The sequence below is a fragment of the uncultured Pontibacter sp. genome (genome assembly GCF_947492645.1).
In the GTDB taxonomy this organism is placed as follows: domain Bacteria; phylum Bacteroidota; class Bacteroidia; order Cytophagales; family Hymenobacteraceae; genus Pontibacter.
This window is the reverse complement of the sequence record NZ_CANLMZ010000008.1, coordinates 571,415-596,038: the sequence shown is the minus strand read 5'-3', so window position 1 is coordinate 596,038 and position 24,624 is coordinate 571,415. Positions and strand designations below refer to the sequence as shown.

General features: G+C 48.1%; 15 protein-coding genes. 4 read left to right on the top strand and 11 right to left on the bottom strand.

All coding sequences use genetic code 11. The features are described from left to right. The first annotated feature begins 126 nt into the window (after nt 1-126). Nucleotides 127-978 carry a universal stress protein gene (locus Q1A23_RS12985; RefSeq protein ID WP_299823991.1) on the top strand — a complete coding sequence of 284 codons (852 nt, stop codon included), beginning with the start codon at nt 127-129 and terminating at the stop codon, nt 976-978. Between the two features lie 106 nt (nt 979-1,084). On the opposite strand, the gene Q1A23_RS12980 is transcribed toward Q1A23_RS12985, so the two are convergent. From Q1A23_RS12980 to Q1A23_RS12935, 10 genes are all read right to left on the bottom strand, one after another. Next, on the bottom strand, nt 1,085-1,483 hold the full coding sequence (locus Q1A23_RS12980) for a hypothetical protein (RefSeq protein ID WP_299823989.1): 399 nt from the start codon (nt 1,481-1,483) through the stop codon (nt 1,085-1,087). A 43-nt stretch (nt 1,484-1,526) separates the two neighbouring features. Continuing rightward, entirely contained in the window at nt 1,527-2,378 is an 852-nt protein-coding gene (locus Q1A23_RS12975; protein ID WP_299823987.1) for a thermonuclease family protein, read from the bottom strand. A 138-nt stretch (nt 2,379-2,516) separates the two neighbouring features. After that, entirely contained in the window at nt 2,517-5,960 is a 3,444-nt protein-coding gene (locus Q1A23_RS12970; protein WP_299823985.1) for an amidohydrolase family protein, read from the bottom strand. A gap of 468 nt (nt 5,961-6,428) precedes the next feature. Then, nucleotides 6,429-10,076: an AAA family ATPase gene (locus Q1A23_RS12965; RefSeq protein ID WP_299823983.1), complete on the bottom strand. Its 3,648-nt coding sequence runs from the start codon at nt 10,074-10,076 to the stop codon at nt 6,429-6,431. Between the two features lie 215 nt (nt 10,077-10,291). Then, on the bottom strand, nt 10,292-11,521 hold the full coding sequence (locus Q1A23_RS12960) for an exonuclease SbcCD subunit D C-terminal domain-containing protein (protein ID WP_299823981.1): 1,230 nt from the start codon (nt 11,519-11,521) through the stop codon (nt 10,292-10,294). Between the two features lie 110 nt (nt 11,522-11,631). Then, nucleotides 11,632-12,030, bottom strand: a complete 399-nt coding sequence (locus Q1A23_RS12955) for a hypothetical protein (RefSeq protein WP_299823980.1) — start codon at nt 12,028-12,030, stop codon at nt 11,632-11,634. Nucleotides 12,031-12,187: 157 nt separating this feature from the next. Next, nucleotides 12,188-12,580 (bottom strand): rhodanese-like domain-containing protein, encoded by a 393-nt coding sequence (locus Q1A23_RS12950; RefSeq protein WP_299823978.1) that lies wholly within the window; start codon nt 12,578-12,580, stop codon nt 12,188-12,190. 108 nt (nt 12,581-12,688) lie between these two features. Continuing rightward, nucleotides 12,689-12,994, bottom strand: coding sequence for a metalloregulator ArsR/SmtB family transcription factor (locus Q1A23_RS12945; RefSeq protein WP_299823976.1), 306 nt, complete (start codon nt 12,992-12,994; stop codon nt 12,689-12,691). 166 nt (nt 12,995-13,160) lie between these two features. After that, on the bottom strand, nt 13,161-14,669 hold the full coding sequence (locus Q1A23_RS12940) for a catalase (RefSeq protein ID WP_299823974.1): 1,509 nt from the start codon (nt 14,667-14,669) through the stop codon (nt 13,161-13,163). Nucleotides 14,670-15,074: 405 nt separating this feature from the next. Beyond that, nucleotides 15,075-16,025: a putative sulfate exporter family transporter gene (locus tag Q1A23_RS12935; RefSeq protein ID WP_299823973.1), complete on the bottom strand. Its 951-nt coding sequence runs from the start codon at nt 16,023-16,025 to the stop codon at nt 15,075-15,077. A gap of 468 nt (nt 16,026-16,493) precedes the next feature. Between Q1A23_RS12935 and Q1A23_RS12930 the strand changes: the two genes are divergently transcribed. After that, nucleotides 16,494-19,517, top strand: a complete 3,024-nt coding sequence (locus Q1A23_RS12930) for an amidohydrolase family protein (protein WP_299823971.1) — start codon at nt 16,494-16,496, stop codon at nt 19,515-19,517. 19 nt (nt 19,518-19,536) lie between these two features. Continuing rightward, a complete protein-coding gene (locus tag Q1A23_RS12925) occupies nt 19,537-20,877 on the top strand; it encodes an amidohydrolase family protein (RefSeq protein ID WP_299823969.1) in 1,341 nt (446 codons plus the stop codon). Between the two features lie 738 nt (nt 20,878-21,615). Here Q1A23_RS12925 and Q1A23_RS12920 read toward each other — a convergent pair. Continuing rightward, complete coding sequence (locus Q1A23_RS12920; RefSeq protein ID WP_299823967.1) at nt 21,616-23,418, bottom strand: PDZ domain-containing protein; 1,803 nt, start codon at nt 23,416-23,418, stop codon at nt 21,616-21,618. Between the two features lie 325 nt (nt 23,419-23,743). On the opposite strand from Q1A23_RS12920, the gene Q1A23_RS12915 reads away from it, so the two are divergent. Beyond that, on the top strand, nt 23,744-24,592 hold the full coding sequence (locus tag Q1A23_RS12915; protein ID WP_299823965.1) for a hypothetical protein: 849 nt from the start codon (nt 23,744-23,746) through the stop codon (nt 24,590-24,592). Nucleotides 24,593-24,624 lie beyond the last annotated feature (32 nt).

The following is a 24,624-nucleotide window of genomic DNA, read 5'->3' as shown; positions in this document are numbered from 1 at the left end:
CCGTTTTAGCGGTGATTAATACGATGGTGGCAGGTGATGTACATCAGTTTTAGGTCTGTAGTTACACTATATTTTTGCAGTTACGTATACATCGAAAAACTATAATATTGCATCCACCGCACAGACATGAAAAAAATACTTTGCCCCACAGACTTCTCGGGTACGGCAACAAAAGCCGTTAAATTTGCCTCAGAAATAGCACAGCAGGCCGGCGCGCACCTTACACTTATACACGTGGTGCACTTGCCCATTGTAGATACATCTGAAACAGCCCTGGTAGCCAGCGAGCTGTTGGGCGAGCAAATGCGCGACGCAAGCGATAAACTAAAGCAACTGTGCAGCCAGCTAGAAGAAACTTACGGAGCCAACCGTGAGAGCAATTTTACGTGTGATTTTGTGCTGAAAGAAGCCTTGTTGACAGATGTAACCGAACACCTGACAAAGCACGAAGGCTACGATCTGATTGTGATGGGCACCACAGGCTGCGACAGCACCATGGAAGAACTCCTGATCGGAAGCAACACAGAAGCTGTGATAGAAGAGGTTAACTGCCCGGTGTTATCTGTGCCTGGCACAGCAGAATGGCAAGGTGTAAACAAAATTATCTATGCTACCGATTATGCACCCGGCGATAAAGAAGCGCTGGAGAAAGTAGTGGAGTTGGGTAGTGTTTTTGGAGCAGATATAGACGTAGTGCACGTTGTAAAAGAGGCAAGCCCAGAGGCAGCTGCTAAGGCAGAGTCTTTCTGGCTGGAGTTGCAACAAAAGTATACAGGCGTGCCACTCCATTTCCAGGAGATAGTAAGCAAACGCGCCGACGAAGGACTTAAAGATTATTTTAAGCGCGAGAATGGAAGTATACTTGCCGTGCTCCGAAAAGAAAAAGGCTTCCTGCAAAACCTATTCTCCCAAAGCCTGGCCGAAAAAATGACTTACCAGGCAGAGGTGCCGTTGCTGGTGCTGCAAGGGCATAAATAAATTAACATTAAAAAAAGAGGCTCTTCTACCAAGAAGAGCCTCTTTTTTGTGGTATACTTCTATCGTATCAGCCACAAATTGTATTGCTGTAGTATTTTGTTTGCTGTTACTCGCCTATGTTTCGTGGCATATCCTCATCAAAGATGTGGTCCAGGTCTTTAGCGCATTCCTGGCAGTTGTAACGTCCGTAATCTTCAATGGCTCTGGGTAATGTCATATTCCGGAAAGTGCCTTTCCCTTTGCATGCTATAAGTATGGGGCAGTCGTGCTTCACGTGAAAAAGATCGGCCGTATTGTTATCGCAGATCCAGACGCGTTTCTTCACCAGCTCTTCTGGTATCACAAAAAACTCAGGAGCAGGGCGCTTGGTTGTGGCAGCAGTTTCAGTTTGCTCTTCTTGCTGCGCGGTATTCTCCTGGCAGGCTGTGGTGGCTGTGCCAAGTATAAGTATAAATGCGAGTTGCTTCAGGGTGTTTTTAAGCAACTTTGATAGGGTGAAATTCATTTTAATAATGTTTGATCTAAACTTAAAGGTATAAAAAGTATCGTTAGTTGCTACATGTTTTATCAGCGCGCCTGCCATGTTCGCGTATGGCTACAGCCTCTGTAACGGTAAGGGTTTCTACTTTACAGCGTTTTAATACTGAGCAGTTTTTATCATAATGGTATACAGCCGAGCCGGTGCTGTTGCACAAGTATACCTGGCGTTTAGTGGCCCCTGCGGGTATAGGTGCGTTAGCTGTAGATGCGGCAACAGAGGTGTTTCCGGACTTGTTTTTGCGGAAATCCCAGGGGGCAACAGGATTGGCATCTGCCCACAGCCCACGCTTAAAACGGCGTGCATCCGCTTCGGCGTTAGCAAGGCTTGCATCTTTAGAGTATGCTTTATAGTGCCAGGCAAATCCATTCTTAACCAACTCCTCATTAAGGCTTTTCCCATCCGGAAGTATAACGGTGCCCACCGTGCGGCCATAGCGGTCCTTGTTGTTCACGATCAGGCGGACCTGTTTTCCGAAAACGAGGTCTGATGTATACTGTTTTGCCCGCTGCCCATAGGCCTGGTTCTTTTCAGGGGTATCTACACCATATAATCTTACTGTTACCTCTTCGCCGTTTCTCAGCAGCACAATTGTATCTCCGTCTTTCACCCCGACTACTTTATCACCAGCAGTAGTGGCAGGTTTAGCAGGGCCTTCTGTACCTGGTGCTGTGGTTGCAGGTGCTTCTGCGGCTATCTCATCTTCTGCTACTTCCGTTGCGTCTTGCTGCGCACGACTGCGTTCCTGTATGGCTCTCTGGCGCTCTCTAAATTGCTCCTGGCTATCTTTTTTGTCGTTGCTGCAGCCAAAGCTGCTTAAGGCTATACTTAGCAGAAGCGGGAAGTATAAAAGCTTTTTCATATCAGGGCCGGGGTATAAGTATAAAGTGTAGCATAAAGTATACGCTAAAACAAAGATACTATACTTTACGCAATGTAGTTAAAAGAAAAAAGTCCCTCTACAGGTGCAGAGGGACTTTTAGTTACATAGTTTAAGCTATTACTCCTGTATGCCGGGCACTCCCATTGGGGTGGCACTATGCCAGTTAAACTCAGGTGCTTTGCGTTTAGTAGGTGCTAATTCATCCAGGGTGTTAGCATCGTATAAGCGGCCATTGCGCATTACATATTTAATAGTATTGGTGTTGCGGATGTTCTCCAGCGGGTTTGCATCCATAATTACAAGGTCGGCTAATTTACCGCCTTCAATAGAGCCGATGTCGCCATCCAGGCCAAGGCCTTTTGCACCAAGTATGGTTGCCGTTTTAAGTGCATCTAAGTTGCTCATGCCACCAGATTGCATAGACCATACTTCCCAATGGTAGCCCAAGCCCTGCAACTGGCCATGCGAACCTACACCTGCCACGCCACCAGCTTTTACCAGCTTATCTACAAACTCTGCGTGGCGGTCAAAAATGTGCTCTTCTTTTGTAAACCAGCCTGGTCTGCGGCGTGCTTTCGCGTCCAGTTCCGGCTTTGGTGTAAAGTAATTCAGCTTTCTGTCTCCTACTACATCCTCTGTGGCATAGTAATAGTTTTCAGCCCAAGGGCCACCATAAGATACCAGCAAAGTTGGGGTATACGCCATCTCTGACTTAGCCACAAAATCAACCACATCTTTGTAAAGCGGATAGATAGGGAAGGAGTGCTCGTGGCCCGGATAACCGTCTATGGCTTGCGTCATGTTCAGTTTAAAGTCGAGGCCGCCTTCTGTGGTTGGTAGCAGCCCCTGCTCTTTTGCTGCCATAATAATCCATTGGCGGTGCTGGCGGTTACCTACCAGGTACATCTTAATGGTTTTGGTGTTGTAGTACTCAGAGTATTGCCTTAGCACCTGCTTGGCGTGGTCCAGGCTTTTCAGTTTGTAAGACCAATAGCCAACGCCTGGGCCGGTAGAGTATACTCTTGGGCCGATCATTTTACCGGCATCCACCATGTCTGCGTAAGTAAGCACGTCAGTAGTAGCTGTTTGCGGGTCGCGGGTGGTAGTTACGCCGTAAGCCAGGTTTGCAGCGTAAATCCATACTTGGTTGGTGTGTACGCCCCAACGTGGCCACATGTGCGCGTGCGTATCCACAAAACCAGGCGTAATGGTTTTGCCCTTCACATCTACTACATTGGTGCCTTTAGGTGCATTTAAGGTGCCCGTTGGGCCAACAGCTTTAATGCGATTATTTTCGATCAGGATATCGCCATTTTCGATTACCTGGTCGCCATTCATGGTAATAATGCGGCCGCCTTGCAACAGGATAGTGCCCTGCGGAATGTCGCGCGCTACCTGTATGGCAATCTTCGTTTCGGTTGGCTTATAACCTTCGTCTTCTTTCTTAGCGTCACCTTCTTCTTTATCAGCTTTCTCGGATGTTTCATCTTTTTTAGCTTCGTCCTTCTTTGCCTCGGCCAAAGCTTTTTCGGTTTCTTTTTTCAGCTCCAACTCTTCTGCTTTAGTTTTTGCAGCGTCCAGGTTGTAAGAGAAAAAGCCATTGCCGATAGACCAGTACACAGTTTTTCCGTCAGCGGACCAGCTTGGAAATTGTCCGCCGATTTCTGTGAGTTTCCAGCTCGGGAACGATGATGAAGCCACATCTGCCACCGAAATTGTAGGTGTTTCACCACCTGTAACCGGAATGGTCACTACATAAATTTCGTTGTTGATTAAGGCAAGTGCTTTATCGCCTACAGGCGCTTTTATAACCGTTGAGGCAGTAGATGGCTTTTGCTGTGGCTCGCGCTCCTCCAGGTGCATGTTGTGGTTCATTTCTTCCTCAATCATGTCCTCCACAGAGCCAAATGTAGTGATGCCTTTTACTTTCAGGAACGATTTTTTGTCTGTGCCATCCCAGCGGATAGATACCAATCCATCGCTACTGCTATACAAGTATATTCTGTCGTCGCCTTTTATAAAGTGCGGGTTGGCACCAACAGTTGCTTTGGTGATGTAATTCGTTTCGCCGCCTTTGGCTGATACCCAGTTTATGTTTTGGCGCGAAGCAAATGCACCAGGTCCTTCTGCCTCACGGTAAGCCTGCGCGGAGCCCTTTACAAATACAATCTTGCTTCCATCCGGCGACCATACCGGATCCTGGAAAATGGCAGTCTCAACAGTAATTTTTGTTGGCTTGCCTTTACCAGTAGCGTTTGTTTTGTAGATGGCACCACCCGCTTTCTCGTCCCAGGTAACATAAGCCAGCTGCTTACCATCCGGCGACCAGGCTGGCTGCGCCTCGGTATAGTTGGCATCAGTTAATCTTTTTGGGGTGCCGCTTGGGTAGTCCATTACATAAAGCCTGTCCAGGGCAGTAAAAGCAAGCCTCTTTCCGTCCGGCGACATGGCTGCATCCCTTATCTGGGTAACAGTCATCATCTTGTCATCCTTTATCGGGAATTTAAAATCCAGCTTAGGGCCTACTTCCAGCTCTGCATCTACCTGAAAAGGAATTTCTTTGGCAGGGCCACCTGCTATTGGCAAGCTATAGATTTTGCCACCGTAAGAGGCCACCAGGTTTTTGCTGTCAGGGGTAAACGACATGGCAGGCAGTACCCCAAGCGGCGCAATAGACTCCTGCTCGTCGCGCTGTACAGGGTAAGCCAGCCATTTTTCTTCTCCGGTTTTGATGTTTTGTGCCACCAGGCCTGTATGGTTGTTATGGCGTGTACCGTAAACCAGCCAATTGCCATCCGGCGACAGCGTTGGTGTAAATGCTGATCCGTAGCGTGATGTTCTGGTATCTGTTTCACCGGTTTCGCGGTCGTAAGTAGCCAGTTGGTACTGGGGCAGCTGTGCATTATAATTCCAGGCGCCTGTGCGTTGCGAGTACCAAATGTAACGGCTGTCTTTGCCAAAGGCAGGCTCTATTGTTTTTAAGTTGTCTGGCTTGCTGATAAGCTCAGAACCAGTACCTCCATCTTTGTGGTAAAGGTGCAGCTTTAAATTACGGCGGCCTTTGGCGGCAACCAGATACTCACCATCCGGTGTCCACTCCGCCGATTGGTAGTTCTCGTTTTTACCTTTGCTGAGTTGCTTCGTTTTCTTTGTAGCCAGGTCTAACGTCCAGAGGTTGTCTGCACCATCCCTGTCAGAGATAAAGGCAATCGATTTACCGTTCGGGCTAAAGCGTGCCTGGGTATCAAAAGACATACCCGATGTGAGTTGCTCGGCCTTCCCACCGCCAATTGGCAGCAAGTATAAATCGCCCAGCATGTCAAACACCAGTTGTTTGCCATCGGGGCTAACGTCCAATGATAACCAAGAACCTTCTGTGGTGTTGATTTTAATTTTGCGGGCACCTTCCAGGGGCAGGTCCTTCTTGTCTTTTTTAGTTTTGTCTTTTTCGGTTGTGGTTGCATCTTGGGCCATGGCAGGTTCCAGCATCAAGCCCAACGAACAAAGCACCAGCAGCGATTTCCTCCATCGCTTTGTAGTACTGCGTACCGGTAAATTCATAGATTGGTATTAGTTTAGTTTGCTATAGCTAATATAAAGTATAAAAGCTAAACAGCAGCAGCAAATAGATGAATACCAGATTTTTGCAGGTAGTAAGTATGATTTTATAGATAAAGAAGGAATTGGATGTGCATGGATGTTTTTAAATTAAAGCTCGGGACAGGGTTTAACCATCCTTAACCCATCTTGGGGGTAAAGGAGCCTCCTTTAAAGTATAAAGCGGGGACATCTGCCATTACACTTTTCTGCCATTACACTTTTTAAAGCTTTCAGATTTAGGTTGGCTTAATCTCCCTGCTATCAAGATCCTTTCTAGATGATAAAAAGTATTAACTTTAATTATGGAGATAGACTTATAATCGGTAAATAAAATTCTCATCCTTATACTAGTGTGAACGCGCGTTCGAAACTAGCGAGCGCAGCTCTGAGGGGCTAGGGTGGTTAGGCCCGGAATGTCAAATGATATCCCTACACAACCTCCACTTTGCTTACTCCGCCCGGCTGCCGCTGTACTTTAATCTGTGTGCTGATGCGCTCTTTTAACGCTTCAACATGCGAGATAATGCCAATCATTTTGCCACTTGCCTGCAGGTTTTCCAGAGTAGAGATGGCTGCATCAAGTGTTTCAGCATCAAGGGTGCCAAATCCCTCATCTATGAAGAGAGAGTTTATTTGGGTGCGGCGCCCGGCAAGGTCGGAGAGGCCCAGCGCCAGCGCCAAACTTACCAGAAAGCTTTCGCCGCCGGATAGGGTGTTCATCGGGCGCACCGCTTCTGCCTGGTAGGTGTCTACAATAAGCAATTCCAAATCGTCGGAGGTGCTTTTTAAAATACGGTACCGGTTGTTAAGCTTTTGCAAGTGGCGGTTAGCCAGCTCCACGAGCCTTGCCAGCGTAAGCCCTTGTGCAAAGCGGCTAAACTTGCTGCCCTCTGCCGAGCCAATCAAATCAGAGAGCTGTGACCAGCGGAAGTATACTTGCTGCTGCATACTTAGCTGTTGTGCCAGTTCTTTGTTCTTATCTCGCTGCAAGGCATCCTGCTCCAGTATTTGCTGGTGGCGCGCGCGCTGTGCTATTAACTCACGGAGCTGCTCGGTGTATTGCTGTTGCTGTTGTAACAGCGCTTCTTTGCTTTCGTGGGTAAGTTCTTTTACTTGTAATTGGGCCAGTTCCTGCTGCACATCGCTTATACTTCTGCGCAGTCCGGTTAAGGTTTTTTCTGTGGAGGCTTTCAGGTTTGCCAGTCTGTCGGCCTCATCGCGTTCGAGCAGCATTTGGCTAAGCGCCTCTATAGTCTCAATGCCTTTTTGCTGCAGCACGCGCAGCAGGCCGTTTCGTAGCTCATCTAAAACAGAAGTGCTCTGCTTGTGCCTGTGCAGGCAATCGGTTTGTCGGTTTTTGCTTTCCTGTAGCTCCTGTTGTTTCTGTTGTTGTTTGCTGCGGGCTTCTTCGGCGTGGGCTGCTTTGGCTTTTAGCTCACGCTGTGCCTGCTGCCGTTCCTGTTCCGGGTCTTTATCACCGAATAAAGTATGGCGTTCGGCTTTTAGGGCAGCTAATTGTTCGTGTTCCTCTTTAAGTGCCTGCTGGCGCTGCTGCAGCTCAGTAGTTTTATCCTGTACTTTTTCGGTCAGGTTTTTAACCAGTTCCTTTAGCTGTATATAGCTTTCGCGCATGCCATCAAGCTGTTGCTGCTTTTGGGCGTAAGTGGATGCCGCTTGCTCCAGCGTTTTAAGCAAAACCTGCTTTTCTTCGGGTTTATACTGTTGGTTAAAGCTGGCCGCAAAAGACGCGATGGTTTGTGTATGCGCCACGTGCTGCTCCTGCTCATCTGTAAGTATAAGCTGGAGCTTTTGCAACTGGGTTTGCAGCAGCTTACCGGCCTGTTGCAGCTGGTTATAATTAGCCTGCGACTGTACTTGCGCTTCGCGCAGTTTCTGTAACTCCTGGTTTATACTTTCGAGCTCACGGCTTATAGTGCGTGCGTGCACCAGCTGTTGCTGCAGGTGGTTTAGCGTGTGCTGCTGTTCTTTTACAAGTACCTCTAGCTGGGCTGCTTCTGTTATATTTATACTTAACGCTAACTCTTCTTTGATAGAGGTATAAACGCTGTGCAAGCGGTTAAGCTCTGTTTCTGTTTCTGATTTGGTTACGGTAGCTACTTTCTGCTGCTGCTCTGCAGCGGCAAGCTGCAGTTGCAGTTGGTTTATACTTTGCTGCAAGGCTGTTACCAGCGCCAGTTGCGTATCGCGCTGCTGTATTTCTTCGGGCAAGTTAAACGCATACCCATCTTCGGCAAAAGGGTGATGCTTTGATCCGCATAGTGGGCACGGCTGGTCAGGCTCCAAGGTATGGCGGGCTTCTTCATACTGCTGTATCTGCTGCCTTAGTTGCACTAGTTTCTGTAGGGCTTCCAGGTGTTGTTGTGCCTGCGTATACTTTGCCTGCGTTTCCTGTAGCTGTTGTGCCACACGGTTTTGCTCCTGTGCCTGTTGCGTTAGCTGCTCTGCGGCATGGTTATACTTTGATGTGGTGCTGGTATACTGCTGCGCTAACTCCAGCAAACGCTCATACTTCGCCAGGCGGGCAGGCTGCTGTTGGGCGGTTTGCTCCAGGTCGTCCATACTTTTATCAGTTAGTATGGCTTGCAGCTGCGTTAGTTTTTCCTGTTTTTGCAGCTCCAGTTGCTTTTGCTGCAGCGTTTGCCGGCCTTGTACCTGCTGTATCGCTTCTAGCTGTGCTGCATCCTGCTGTTGCTGCGTGAGTAGCTGTGCCTGCTCTTGTTTTACACGGGCAATGCGCTGCTCTACTTCCTGTAAATCGCGTAAGGTAGCTTTTATTTCGGGTAAGTGCTCTTTTAGCTCCTGTAGGTGGGCGTTTTGTTCCAGCCAGCTTTTTATACTTGTAGCCTCCTGCTTTATGTGCTCCAGCTCCTGTTGTTTGGCTTGCAACTGCTGTTGCTCCTGCTTTAAAATTTCCTCAAAGCTAACGTAGGCGTTTTTATTTCTTTTGTAAGTCTCGCGGATAGTGTTTAGCTGATGGTCGAGTTTATTTACCTGCGCCAGCTGTGGCTCCAGTTGCCGTAGTTTTTCTTCCTGTTGCTGGTGTGCATTAGTCGTTTCGAAGGCAATTTTGCCTGCGGCCTCCAGCGCTGCTTCAAGTACGGGCAGGTGCTTTTCGAGCTGCTGCAGCTGTTCCTGCACCTCGGTCACCTTGCCGTTTATACTTTTGATTTCGGCAAGCTCGCCTACAAACTGGTGTGCCTGCTCGTGGTGGTGCAGTTTCAGGAAATCAGGTTTCAGGTTTTCGAGTTTCTGCTCCTGCACGTGCAGGGCCTCCTGGTGCTGGTGCTGCTTTTCCTGCAGTTGGGTTAGCTGCTGTAGCCATTGCACCTTCTCCTGTAAAGCATTCAGCTTTGTTTGAGTTGTTTTTTCCTGCGCTGTTAGCTCCAGTATGTGCTGCTGATATGCCTGCAGCTGTTCCTCCGGCAGTAGCTGCACATCCTGCAGCAGGCGTTCCAGGTCCTCACGTTTTTGGCGCTCTGCCTTCGCTTTCTCAAAAGCAAATTTGGATATCTCGGAGTAGATGCCGGTATCTGTTATTTTCTCGAGCAAGTTGCTGCGTTCGTTGGAGTTTGCTTTAAGAAAGCGGGCGAAGTCTCCCTGCGAGAGCATCACCGAACGCAAAAACTGGCTGTAGTCCAGGCCGCAAAGTTCTGCCACCTTTTCCGGTACCTGGCTTGGTTTCAGGTCAAAAGGCTTTTCGTCTTCCAGGTCGCAGAGCTCCATATGGATGGCCTGTATTTTTCCATCAAGCTTGCCTCTGCTTCTGCGTATCTGCCATTTGCTGCGGTACTGTTTTCCATTGGCCTCAAAAGTTACTTCCGATGTGCTTTCCGCTGTATGGCGCGTCATCAGGTCGAGCGGCTTCTCCTCGTTGTGGCGGTGTACTCTGCCGTAAAGCCCAACTGTAATGGCATCCAAGATTGTTGTTTTGCCGGCCCCTGTCGGCCCGGTAATGGCAAACAAGCCTGCCTCAGCCAGAGGGCTCTGATCAAAACGGATTTCGTGCTCTCCTTTAAGTGAGTTCAGGTTCTGGAAACGTACAGCTAGAATTTTCATTTTTTATGGACTTAAGGCTTTAGACTCAAGTATCTGGGTACTTATAAATTTACTATTGATCTGAAACCTCGCAGCATCCGAAGGTCCTGCAAGCGTCTAGTTGAGGCAGAGAGTTTGTGCGTTAGAAAGTTAAATGCTTTACTCATTCAAAATTTGGCCGCGTGTGTAGCCAGGCATTTGCAGGAGTTACGCACGCTGCGAGGTACTGAAACGCTTTAACTCTCCGGCTCTTCTCGCATCAGTTCCAGCAACTCTGAGAAAGTTGCAACCAACTCAGAATGGTCTGAATCGGGGAAGGCGCTTTCGCAGCGTTTCAGGAACACGTCTTTTTCGCTGAGGATGTGCAGGTCGGCTTCTTCCTGTACCTGTTGCTCTAGCGTTTGCGTTGCCCTCTGAATAATTGGTGGTCTGTGGATGAGCAGCTGTAATTCTTTCTCCTTCAGCTTCAGTATTTCTTCCAGTTGTTGGTTCAGGTCGGGGAGGGGAGCCTCCAGTTCTACCTGTAGTTCGGCCCAGGCCTGTAAGGTATAAGTGCTGTTGTCGTAGAGGGCGATCTGGTTTTTTACCTTATCCAGCGGCCCTTTAAAGCGTACCAGTTTACGGCAGCAGGGAATTTCCAGTTCGCGCAGGTCGGCTAGTTTGCCAGCTTCAAAATCAAGTATAAAAACTACTTTGGTGTCGGTTACTTCGCTAAAGCTAAGCGGAATAGGGGAGCCGGAATAGCGGATGTGATGTGCTTTGTTTACCAGCTGCGGGCGGTGCAGGTGGCCAAGCGCCACATAGTCAAACTCCTTCGGAAACTGGTCTGCCCCGATCTGCCCTAGGTTGCCTACGTGTATTTCTTTCTCGCTTTCAGAGGCTGAGCCACCGGCGGCAAATAAATGGCCCATGGCCACTACCGGTATACTTTGCGCTTTATACTTTTGGATGTGTGGTACAAAGGCCTGGTAGTGGTCGGCGATGCCTTGCTTTATGCGCTGCTCACGTTCATCGGCAGTTTCGCCGGGAACGGAAAGGCGCACGTCGCGGTCGCGGAGAAACGGCACAGCGCAAACAGCTAATCTTAACTCTCCTTCTTCGCTGCGAAGCTCGATCAGTTCATCTAATGGATCAGGAGAAGCGCCACCAATAACATGAATGTTAAAGCACTCCAACAACTCTTTAGGCGCATTTAGTGTGGAGATGGAGTCGTGGTTGCCTCCTGTAATAATGATATGGCGGCAGCAGGTGGCGCATACTTTCCGCAGAAAGTCGTAGTATAGCTTTAAGGCTGTGTTGGATGGTGCTCCGTTGTCAAATACGTCGCCGGACATAAGCAGCACTTCTACCTGCTCCTGCTCAATGGTTTGCTGCAGCCAGTTAAGGAAGTGCTGGTGTTCTTCGGTACGTTCTAAATTAACGAGGCGCTGGCCCAGGTGCCAGTCTGAGGTGTGTAATACGCGCATACTTCTTCATCTCCAATTCCGATTAAAGATACATCAGAATATAGGGATATTGCAAACGCAGAAAAGTAATTTAAGTAAAATAAATAAGCAGGGGAGGGAGCAGCAGCAGACTATTCTATTGCTTTAGCCCAGGCAATTGCCTTAGCGGGGTCAGAAAAGCTTTTAACGTTAAATCTTATCTTTCCCAATGCCTCGGCACGTGTTATTACCGATTCCAGGGCTATCTGATGAAAAACACTTGCTGGTAAAACCCGCGCCAATCGCTTTAGCCTTGTTTGTGACAGCAGTTCGTAAAACTCCGTCGACATCCATTCTTTAGCAGGAGGGGTAAGTACACCCAATGCCTGTGCATTTGCTACAGCACGCTCTACTCTTGTATCGCGCAGAACCTGGTACAGCTTAATACCACCTGCTTTCATTTCGGCTTCGCTTACCGGCCTGTGCCACTTAGACCGAAGCAGGTTTGCCTCTACATCAACTTCTATGGTATAGAAATCTGACTCAAACATAGTTTTAAAAGGCATAGGCAACAAGCGTTTCAAAGTTCAGACCAAAGGTAATCAGTTATAGTATTTAAATATTAAGTAATGTGGCATTAATATTATTAGGTAGACAGCCGCTGTTAATTTATGCGACTTACCAGTAGCAGGCCGGTAACAGGTGGCCTTAGTTTGTGTCGCCGCCCTCGGTAGGCAAACCAGCCTCTTTCAAGGTACTGAAACTGCCAATGTTATAAATATGTTTAAAGCCTGCTTCACGCATCAGTTCGGCTGCTTTACCGCTTCTGTTTCCGGAGGCACAGTATAAGTAATATACTTTATCCTTGTCCCAATTTTGCATCTGCTTTGCAAAATCGCCACTTCTGTAGTCCACGTTTTCAGCGCCATCTACGTAACCGCCAGCAAACTCTTGTGGGGTGCGCACATCCAGCAATACTGCTTTATTGTCCAGCTTCTGAGCCTTAAATTCATTCGGAGTAAGCTGCTTTACTTTAGGGGCATCCTGCTGCGGGCTTGTGCAGCTGAGCAATAAACCAGTCAATAAAGTTAATAAAGTCATTTTCATGGGATTAAGCGATACTGTGTTATTAAACGTATACTATATAGCAAAGGTAAAATAAAGTTTATTTTTCTTCGCATCGTAACAGACTTTCTGCTGTTGTGCCAGCTAAAATACCCTACAGCTGTTAATGCAGCCTATGATGTTTGTGATTGTATCGTCGGTTAAAAAATAATATACTTTTTTACCCTCGCGCTGTGTATCTACAATACCCTTATCACGCATGTTTGTAAGGTGGTGCGACAGCAAGGACTGCTCTATAGCCAGCACATGCTGTATTTCGGATACGGTTAAACGTTCGCGTTGCTCCAGTAAATCAATGATGCTTATCCGGACAGGGTGTGCAACGCATTTTAAAACATAAGCGGCCCTCTCTAACTTTTTCTGATCAACCCGTACTTTTAAGGTACTCATGCAATAGAATTTGAATTAAGACTAATACATGAACATGAATTCATGTATCATAGAAGTGACAATGTTTGAACGCTTAAAGTTCCGGCTGCAGCAGGAGCCAGGTAAAACAAAAGCGACGCCAGCATGTGCCGGCGTCGCTTTCAGGAAAAATCAATTGATCACTATGTTAATTCTGGTGGATGTTGCCCGTAGTCATCTGGCTCACATCTATACCTAAGCCATGTGCAATAGCTACCCCAAGCGCAATATCGGCACGGAAAAAGTGACACAGCTGGCGGTTAATGATCAGGTCTCGTTTCTCGCCGCTGATGCCGCTCATAGAGCCTATAATATTTTTGATGGTATTCTGCTTTTCCTCTGGTGTCATCAACCGAAATAAATCTCCTGGCTGTGTGTAATGGTCGTTTTCACCCTCAGCATTGCGGTCGTACCAGTCTGCAACTACATTCTGGCCTAGGTTCTCGGCTGGCTGCTTATACTTTTCGTCAGCATAAATAGCATCAAAACTATTCGGGAAGTAGTTCGGACTTTTGCCGCCGTTGCCGTCGATACGCATGGCACCGTCGCGCTGGTAGTTGTTAGTGGCAAACGGGCAACGGTTTACAGGTATCTGTTCGTAGTTAGCGCCCAGTCTGTAGCGCTGCGCATCGGGGTAGCCCAATATACGGCCCTGCAACATTTTGTCTGGCGAGAAAGAGATCCCGTCTACCACATGCGCAGGAGCAAATGCAGCTTGCTCTACGTGTGCAAAGTAATTGTCCGGGTTCTCATTCAGCTCCAGTATACCCACATCTATCAGCGGGAAATCTTTCTGCGACCATACTTTGGTCACATCAAACGGGTTCCACTTATAATTGGCTGCTTCTTCCTCTGTCATGATCTGTACTTTAAGCGCCCAACGCGGGAAGTCTCCTTTATCGATGGCCTCTACCAGATCGCGTTGTGCCTGGTCTGCATCCAAACCTCTCATGCGGGTAGCTTCCTCGTCGGTAAAGTTCTTTACGCCCTGCAGCGTTTTAAAGTGGAACTTCACGAAGTGGCGCTCGTTGTTGGCGTTAATGAACGAAAAAGTATGGCTTCCGAACCCGTGCATGTGGCGGTAAGAGTAGGGAGTGCCTCTGTCACTCATCAAAATCATGACCTGGTGCAGGCTTTCCGGGTTAAGGCTCCAGAAGTCCCATACCATGGTGGCGCTTTTGGTGTTGGTGTATGGGTCGCGTTTTTGCGTGTGGATGAAGTCAGGGAATTTCTTTGGGTCTTTGATAAAGAACACCGGTGTGTTGTTGCCTACCAGATCCCAGTTACCGTCTTCGGTATAAAACTTCAAGGCAAAACCACGTGGGTCGCGTTCGCTGTCGGCGCTTCCTTTTTCGCCGCCTACTGTAGAGAAGCGCAGAAATACGCGTGTTTCTTTGCCAATTTCGCTGAACACTTTTGCTTTTGTATACTTGGTGATATCGTGGGTAACAGTAAAGGTGCCATAGGCGCCGGAGCCTTTGGCATGCACGACACGCTCAGGAATACGCTCACGGTTAAAGTGCGCCAGCTTCTCATGAAGTATAAAGTCCTGCAGCAGTATAGGGCCACGTGCACCAGCTGTCTGACTGTCTTCGTGCTCGTAGTATGGGGTGCCGGATGCGGTGGTAAGGCGGGTGTTTCTCTCTTTTTCGCTCATGGTCAGGTTTGGATTGGAATTTGTTTTTTGATGGCTCAAAAGTAGAGGGACGGCTTTTATCAATCAAATTGATTGTTTTTATGGTTTGATAGGTTTTGTCTATGAATGGCAGAGCTAAGCTTAATAGAGATTTAATGGTTTAGCAAGACGCTTTATTGAATCATGCCACAGGTTTAGCTTCAGGGCAACTTGTGGCTGTACATGAGGCCAGTTTGTAACTGCCTTTCTGTGCGGGCAGAAAAGTATACTTTGATTTAAGTTTATACTTTGTCAGCTATTGCCAAAGTATAAAGTATAGCCGGGACCTTTGTTTCCTTGCTTTTTCAAAGCAAAGCTTTGCAAACTGCTACTAAGTACGGCCACAAGTTGCCCTGAAGCTAAACTTGCAGCATGAATACAATGAGGTTAGCCCAGGAAGTATATCACTAACAGAGAAGATAAGGCCACCAGCACCCAAAGTATAAAGCCATGGTAAAACGGCTTGGCACTAATGCTGCGGATGGTTTCCATATTCAGGTTTGCTCCAATCAGGAAAAGTGAGAGCAGCAACGCTTTTTTAGCGGCGAGAAGTATGAAAGGAGATACTGTTTTAACTACTGGCACAAAAGTGACCAGCACAGAGGCAAGTATAAACAGCAGTATAAAAGTTGGGATAGATACTTTGGTGCCTTCCGTTTTAAACAAGAAACCTGATACCAGCACCAGCGGCACTATCCAGAGGGCACGGGTAAGTTTAAGGGTAGTGGCTAGTTGTAGTGCCTCGTCGCCGTAGCTGGTTGCTGCCCCAACTACAGAGCTGGTGTCGTGTATGGCAATGGCAGCCCACAAGCCAAATTGCTGTTGCGTAAGCTGTAGTACATGCCCGACCTCCGGAAAGATGAAAAGTGCCAGCGCATTAAGTATAAACACAATGCCAAGCGCTACTGAAATCTCTTTAGAAGATGCTTTAATTGCCGGTGCAACCGCAGCAATGGCGCTTCCTCCGCAAATAGCTGTGCCTGCCGAGATCAGGTGTGTTAATTTAGGTGCAATGCCAAATGCACGGCCTAAGCCTAAGCCAAGTAGCATGGTTAAGGCAAGCGAGGAAAAAGTATAGAGCAGCCCACTCAGGCCGGTTTCTGCTACCTGGTACAGGTTAATGCCGAAGCCCAGGCCTACTACAGCTGCCTGTAGAATATACTTTGACCCTTTAGATGATGCAGCAGGAAATGGATTGCCGATAAGTAAACCAACTACTAAACCTGCCAGCAACGCCAACGGCGAAGAAAAGAAGGGTGTAAACAACAGCGCCAGCATCAGGATAACAAATACAAACTTTTGTATGGGAGTAGAAATCTGGTATCCGGAAAGGGGCATAGTTTGGGTTAGGGTTTACAGGTATGCAAAAGTATAGGTTTATACTTTGAGCACCAATCAGGGTTGCTATTAAATGCTTTGCCGCTTATAGTGTAGTGGTTAGTATTTTTAAATATGCTTTGTAGTAATAGGCTGCTAGCTTTCATCGTAAGAGCCCAATTCATTGGCAGGTATTTAAAAGTAAAAATCGATCTCGCTGCCAGCACGGTTTGCTGCATGCTAAGCGGCCATAGTTAGAGAAAATACATGCTTTTTTATACTTCAACGGGAAGAGGCTTTAAGCCTTTTGGTAAAAGAGAAGTCTATAGTATAAACCATAAGTAAGTGTACAAACACTATTTATAGTTGGATATTACCTTTAATTGCTGAAGCACAATATTTTATAGCTGCAGAAGCGAGGAGTTTCCGCTTTAAATTTTATATTTGAGTATCTACAACTAATCTAACTAAATCACCTAAAACAATCGGATGAAAAAAATCTTAACCATTGCTGCTTGCCTTGCCTTTGGCTCAGGCTACGTGATGGCGCAGGAGACCTTTCCGCGCAATGGGGTGTATGATGAACGCGCCGGCCTGGTAGCGCTCACTAACGCCACCATCCACACAGATTATAAAACCACCATCAACAACGCGACGCTGCTTATCCGCAATGGTAAGGTAGAAGCTGTTGGCACAAGCGTAAAAGTACCGGCCGGTGCTGTTACCATCGATGCCAAGGGCAAGCACATTTACCCAGGCCTCGTGGACATGTTCTCAACGTATGGTTTGCCAGAGGTTAAGAGTGAGCGTGGTGGGTGGGGATCGCCACCTCAGATGGAATCTAAAAAGCAAGGTGCTTACAGCTGGAACCAGGCTATCCGCCCGGAAACCAATGCCGTAGAACTTTTCAAGGTTGATAAAAAGCAGGCCGAGGAAATGCGCAAGCTGGGCTTTGGCTCTGTGCTAGCCGTGCACCGCGACGGTATTGCCCGTGGTACTGCCACATTGGTAACCCTTGCCGATAACAAGCGCGAAAACGAGGTAGTAGTGCTGGATAAAGCTGCCGCTGCCTTGTCGTTTGATAAAGGTTCTTCTACACAAGACTATCCTAACTCGCTGATGGGTTCTATGGCTCTGTTGCGCCAGACGTACCTGGATGCACAATGGAATGCGCAAAACCCTGCCAGAGAGCAGAACATCTCACTAACAGCTTTTACTGCCGCTAATAAGTATCCACAGATATTTGAAGTAAACGGCAAGCTGGATGTGTTGCGTGCAGATAAAGTAGGCGATGAATTTGGCAAGCAGTATATCATAAAAGGTGGTGGCGATGAGTACCAGATGATCAAAGAGATTAAGTCTACGAATGCCCCGATCATACTTTCGCTAAACTTTCCGGATGCTTATAACTTGGAGGATCCATTTGATGCGCGCCGTGTGCCGTTGGAGTCCATGAAGCATTGGGAGATGGCTCCTGCCAACGCAGCAATGTTAAACAAGGCCGGTGTTACCATCGCCTTTACAGCAGCCGACCTGAAGGATAAGAAAGACTTTTTGCCAAACCTGCGCAAAGCCATACAGTATGGCCTGAGCGAAGAAGAGGCTTTGAAAGCGCTTACAGCTACTCCGGCAAAACTATTGAACGCCGATAGCAAAGTAGGTAGCCTGAACAAGGGCATGCTGGCGAACTTCATTATCACCAGCGATAACCTGTTTGCAGTAGATAATATTATACTTGAGAATTGGGTACAGGGCAGCCAGTACAAGATTTCTGAAATGCCATCTGATTACAGAGGTGTTTATACTTTAAAAATGGCGCAGCAGCCAGATCGTAAACTGATGATCTCCGGTACAGCAGAAAAGCCTGAATTGAAAGTAATTGCCCAGGATACTGTAACCGGTAAGATCACTTTCAGCGGCAACCTGGTAACACTTGCTTTTGCAAAAGACAAGAAGAACAAAGAGAGCATCCGTTTAAGCGGTTGGGTACAGGAGAAAAACCTGCAGGGCGAAGGCCAGTTGCCTGACGCAACATCGGTTAAATGGACAGCCACTTTCTCGGAGGCCATGAGCCAGAAAGCGAAAAGCGACAGCACCAAAGTTGCCAAAACTCCGCAACTGGGCAACATGATCTATCCGTTCCGTGCTTACGGCCAGACTGAACTGCCTAAGCAGGAAGTGGTGCTAATCAAAAACGCTACGGTCTGGACGAACGAGAAAGAAGGTAAGCTGGAGAATACAGATGTGTTGCTGAAGAATGGCAAGATTGCTAAAGTAGGCAAAAACCTTTCTGAAAACGGTGCTAAAGTAGTAGACGGTACAGGCAAACATGTAACGCCAGGCATCATAGATGAGCACTCGCACATTGCCCTGAACGGCGTGAACGAAGGTACACAATCGGTAACTGCTGAAGTGCGAATGGCCGACGTGGTAAACTCTGACGACATTAATATTTACCGCCAACTAGCTGGTGGGGTAACCACTTCGCAGCTGCTGCATGGTTCTGCAAACCCAATCGGTGGCCAGTCGGCTATTATCAAGTTGCGTTGGGGTAAGAGCCCGGATGAGCTGATGGTGGAAAACGCTGACGGGTACATTAAGTTTGCACTTGGTGAGAACGTAAAGCAGTCGAACCGCAATAACGCTAACATTCGCTTCCCGCAGTCGAGAATGGGTGTGGAGCAGGTGTTTGTGGATGCCTTCCAGAGAGCCAAAGAGTATGAGCAAAGCTGGAAGAGCTACAACAGCCTTTCTAAGAGAGAAAAAGCGAAAACACCGGCACCTCGCCGCGACCTGGAGCTAGATGCTTTAGTAGAGATCCTGAATGAGAAGCGCTTTATCACCTGCCACTCTTACGTGCAGTCTGAGATTAACATGCTGATGAAAGTGGCCGACGAGATGGGCTTTAAGATCAACACCTTTACGCACATCCTGGAAGGTTACAAAGTAGCGGACAAGATGAAGGATCGTGGCATTGGTGGCTCTACCTTTGCTGACTGGTGGGCATACAAAATGGAGGTGAAAGATGCTATCCCTCAAAATGCTGGTATCATGAACCAGTTGGGTGTAGTTACGGCCATCAACTCCGACGACGCGGAGATGGCACGCCGCCTGAACCAGGAAGCAGCTAAGAGTGTGAAGTATACGGGAATGAGCGAAGAAGACGCCCTGAAAATGGTAACGCTTAACCCTGCTAAACTCCTGCACCTGGACGACAGAATGGGAAGTATAAAAACCGGTAAAGATGCCGACGTAGTACTTTGGAACGATAACCCGCTATCGATCTATGCAAAGCCTTTGAAAACTTTTGTAGACGGGATTGCTTACTACGATGTAGAGCGTGACGAGCAGATGCGCGTGGAGCTGGAGAAAGAGCGTATGCGCCTGGTACAGGCCATGCTGAATGCTAAAACAGGCGGTGCCAGAACACAGGCTCCTGTTACCAGAAGAGCCAGCGTAGTGCATTGCGAAGACGTAGCGCACAGCGAGGAAGAGTCATACTTTGCGCATTAATCATTAAACTGTTTTGAAGATGAAGATTCATAAAAGATATATTTCTGCATTTGTGGCGCTGATGCTGAGCGTGCCGGCTTTTGCACAAGTACCAGCTGCCGCACCAAAGCAAAGTAAGCCGGTGCTGCTGAAAGGTGCTACGCTGCACGTAGGCAACGGCCAGGTGGTAGAGAATGCCGCTGTAGGTTTTGATAATGGCAAGATCACGTATGCCGGCCCGCAGAGTGGTGCCAACCTGAGTGGTTATGATGTAGTGGACGTAACGGGGCAACATATTTACCCGGGTCTGATACACCCTAACTCTACTCTTGGATTGAACGAAGTAGAAAGCGTACGCGCAACTATCGATTGGCGTGAAGTTGGTGATATCAACCCGCATGTGCGTTCGGTTATCGCCTACAACACAGACTCTGATATCATCCCGACTATCCGTACAAACGGTGTGCTGATGACGCAGGTAACGCCTGTTGGTGGTACCATTGCGGGTTCATCCTCTATCGTGCAACTGGATGCCTGGAACTGGGAAGATGCCATTATAAAAGCTGACGAAGGTATACACTTGAACTGGCCGAACATGCTGATCCAAACCGGCAACAGCGCCCAGGATGCCCGCCTTGCCCGCATGAAGGAGCAGCGCGAGAACGCCCTAAAGGAGCTGACTAGTTTGTTCAGAGATGCCGCAGTATACAAGTCTGGCAAGCACGACAACGAAAACCTGAAACTGGCTGCCACCGCTGGCTTGTTTGATGGGTCTAAGAAGCTGTATATCCATGCCAACTATGGCAAGGAAATCATTGAGTCGGTGAATTTTGCGAAGCAGCATGGCGTGAAAGACGTTGTGATTGTAGGCGGACAGGATGCCGTAGCCGTTGCTGACTTTTTGAAGGCGAACAACATTGCCGTAATCTACTCTGGTGTGCATGCCTTGCCATCTCGCGCTGAAGAAGATGTAGACATGCCTTATAAAACGCCATACTTGCTGCACAAAGCCGGTGTACAGTTTGCATTAGACTATGACCTCAGCATCCACGGTATTCGTAACCTGCCTTTTATAGCTGGTACTGCTGCTGCTTATGGCCTGGATAAAGAGCAGGCATTGGCCTCTGTTTCGCTTAACGCAGCCAAAATTCTGGGTATCGAGAAGCAGGCTGGCTCTGTGGAGGTAGGCAAAGATGCTACTATCGTGGTATCGTCTGGCGACCTGCTGGATATGCGCACTAACAATGTAACGCTGGCGTTTATTCAGGGCCGTAAAATTGACCTGAACAACAAGCAGAAGTACCTGTATGAGAAGTTTGAGAACAAGTATAAGGAGGAGAAGAAAGCCCCTGCTACTGTAACGACTTCTGCGGGTAAGTAAGCTTAAGAATTTATACTTTGATATTGAAAGGGAGCTGCCGGTTTGGTAGCTCCCTTTTTTGTTTTGGGCTATTTATACTTTGTAGCTGAGGTTGTTACTTAGATTGTTTTAGCTTCTGCTTTTCCCTGACGAAAATGTTCGCTTGTGCCTTTCTATAGCCGCCGCTTTCTGCAGCCAGAAGTAAGCTATCCTCACTAGCTGCCTCTCTCCCTCAGCCTTACTTGCTGTACCGTTTCACCTTTGGTTTTGGTGCCCTCTCAGGCCGGGGGGCCTCGTTTCTCTGCATCGCTGCTGTGTTCCCTCCTGCGCTGGGGGCGCTGCCACTAGCGTGGCACCGGATCTCACAAGGCAGCTCTTTAAAGAGGGCCCCTACCCCCACAGAGAAACTGGGATCATCACTTCTTCGTGAGCGGCTTTTGCAGCAGGCACCGATTCCCCTCCTCGGAGGGGGCTGTGGTGGGTTTACACCTTCGTAGTGACAGGTCGTGACCTGTCCGGTGAATGGCAGATGCTACAGCGTATAAACTCCAGTCCGAGCAGCAGCGGCAGGGATGGTTGGACCTGGTACAACATAAAAGAAAGCCCGATAATCGTACTCACTCCGCGTCACCAGCTTAGTTTTAGTGCCCGATTGAGGTTTTCCTTGCTGTTAAAAGTGGATCTATGAGTCCTGATAAAACCCCAACCTCTTTAAAGGCTGGGGGTTTATCAGGAGTATAAAATAAGCGACGAACACGATTACAAATTACGCATCCAGTTATTTCTTAAGGCAACTTGCTCTGGTGTAGCCTGCTCGTTTACCTCAAAGCGGTGCTTTAGGATTTTCTCTCTTTCGATCATTTTTAAGTCCAGCTCCTTTTGCTGGCCATCACGGCTAACTGTAAACTTGTAAGCATCTCCTGGTTTAAGGGCACTTAAACCTCCTAAAACCTGGTTTGCGTTTTGTAGTGTTAATGGGGTGCCATTTACTGCCACTACCTCGTCAAAGTCCTGCAAACCTGTTGTTTTTATACTTTCGTGGATGTTTGCCACACGGATTTTACCGTCCGGAGCTCCAAAGTTAAAGCCCAAGGACTTTATCATTTCTCCGGTGCTTACGGTAGGAGTGTAGTTGATGCCCAGTTTACCGTAATACTCAGTAAGCGGCAAAGGCTCTGCATTTTTGATGTAACGGTTAAAAAAGTCGCCTATCTCAGGATATGTTTTAGCGGTGAAAACATCAAAAAACTCATTCTCCGGGAAAGCCTTTTTCTGGCCATACTCTTTTGATAGTTCATTAATCACCTCTCGCAAACCACGCTTGCCGCCAGATAGCTCCAACAAACGAATGTCTAACAAGGCTGCTGCAACCGCACCACGGTTATAAATGTTGCCATACTGTTTCTGACCTTCCGGGGTGTAAGACGTTAAGGCCAGCTTCAGGATGCTGTAGTTTTTATCCAGGTTGTCATCTACATAAAGCTTTTGCGTCAGGTCCTGGAGGTATGCGGGTAGGTCTACCAGGCCACCACGCAGCTGCATCATATCCGAAGCCCACTCCGTAGTGCCCTCGTACAGCCAAAGGTGCTGCGATGGGGTTGGCTCCACAAAGTTGAATTGCTCTATAATTTCGCTGTGTATGTTAAGCGGCGTGATGATGTGGAAGAATTCATGAGCGGCAATATCGGTTAGCTGTTTGGCGTACTGCGGTGTTAAGTCATGCTCCTTCATCACATAACCAGAACTGAAAGAGTGCTCCCACGCGCCCCAGTCCTGGTCTTCGAAGTGATACAGGAAAGTATAACGATCTACCGGGAAATCTACCACAAACTTATGCGCAGCACCTAGCATAGAGGTCATGTTCTGCATCAAATCCTCCGACCTTATCTTACCTGTTTTAGAGTAAGTATAAATATCGATGGTGGTGCCGTTGTAATCGGTGGCGGCTTTGGTCAGGTTGCCCAGCATAATAGGCGAGTCCACGATGTGGTCGTAACTGTTGGCCGTGTAATAACCCTTTGCATCAGTTTTAAGGGCTGTACCAACCAGCCACTCCTGCGGGTGCTCCAGTTTAATGCGCATAGGTGCTGCCTGCAAACCCTTGAGATAGCCGAAAACACCCTGCCCATTAATTAGGGCATGGTCCTGCTCCAGCGATGTGCCGCACATTCCGTATACTTTCCTGTCTTCTACAGGGGTGTCCCAGGTTTCGGCAACCTGGTAAGAGATTTTACGCACTTTGTCTGGCTTACTTAATTGCCATTGGTTTGTGCTGACCTGCTTTACTTCCAGTTCGCGGCCTTTCTTGTCGTAAGCTTTAAACGCTTTCACAAAGCGGCCGATATCCATGGTCTGGTAAGTGCCGGGTGCTGTGGCTGCAAACTGGAAAATGTTGTTTTCAGCTTTCAGTCCTTTCACGTCCAGCGTTACCTTGAAGTGGTCGTCGGCACGGTCGTTCAGGTTGATCGTATAGGTTAGCTCAGGGCCTTTGCCAGCAGCTGTTGCATCCGGTGAGAAAGAGAGCATTGCTGCAAGCCCGCAGGCGGCAATAATTTTTTTCATATAGCTTGGATTGGTGTTCATCAAGCTGAAAGTATAAAACAAAAATGCTACTCTCTAATCAAATAGATAAACCTGCTTAACAACTCGACCAACTTATACTTTGTAGTGCCGGTGTAGGCAATTGTAAATTTTATATGTCAGCTATACGATGACAGCTGCGAAGCCATTGCAGCTATACACCGCGGTAAGCAGCCATGCAGGAACACCTAACTAAACCTTTCCCTTTGAGGCATCTTTCAGGGGTAAAGAAGGCGCATTAAAAACGTTGCCGGCTGAGGTTCGTTTATAAGGTAGAGTTAACACATAATTTAAAAATACCTCACCTATGGAAAGAGACGAAAGATATTATGGCGATAACCGCCGAGGCAACCATGGTAACAACCGTGACGATCAATTTGAAAATTACCGCGACCGCTACAGTAACCGCGGCAACTATTATGGCATGCAGGACCAGGGGCATGAATACAGAAACGTGCGAGGTACCGGTGGAACATCCTTCGGCGCTGGTGGCCCAGTAGGAGGCTACGGCGCAAGCAGCCACCGTGGTGCAACTGAAAATCGTGGTGATCAGGATAATTATCGCTACGGGGACCCAAACCCATACATGGGCAACAACCGCAACAGGGGCTATAACAGCAACAGGGGCACCGGCTGGCGCAGTGAGTCTGGCAGAGACCATGGCAATTATTCTGGATACGGCTACGGCAACAACGACCGCTATGCACGCCAGGATAACAGCTACCGCTACAGCGGGGAAGGCCGTAACTATAACCAGTTTGCCCGTGATGAAAACAGGACAGATGATCGTTACAGAAGCTACAATGCCGGTACTGCCGACCATTACACAGACCGCGGCCCACACCGTGAGCGCCGCGAAGAAAATAATTACGGGCACAACCGAAGCCGTAGCGAAAGCCCTTACTATGATGGCTCGTACGACGACAGCGACTTTAGATACAGCGGCGAGATTAAAAGCTCAAGAGGTAACCAGGACGAGAACTATGCCACAGGATCTTATTCCTCTAACCGTGCTTACATAAGCGACCAGAAAGCCGGCTCTAACGATGGAGAGCACAGAAGCAGCCGCGATGACAGGCGCTCCGGCCGATCCGGACCTGACTACAGCAGCTGGAGCAGCGCAGGAAGCTACGGTTACGACACCTATGGCACTTGATTTTAAGCCAGTCATATTAAAGAAAAAGCCCG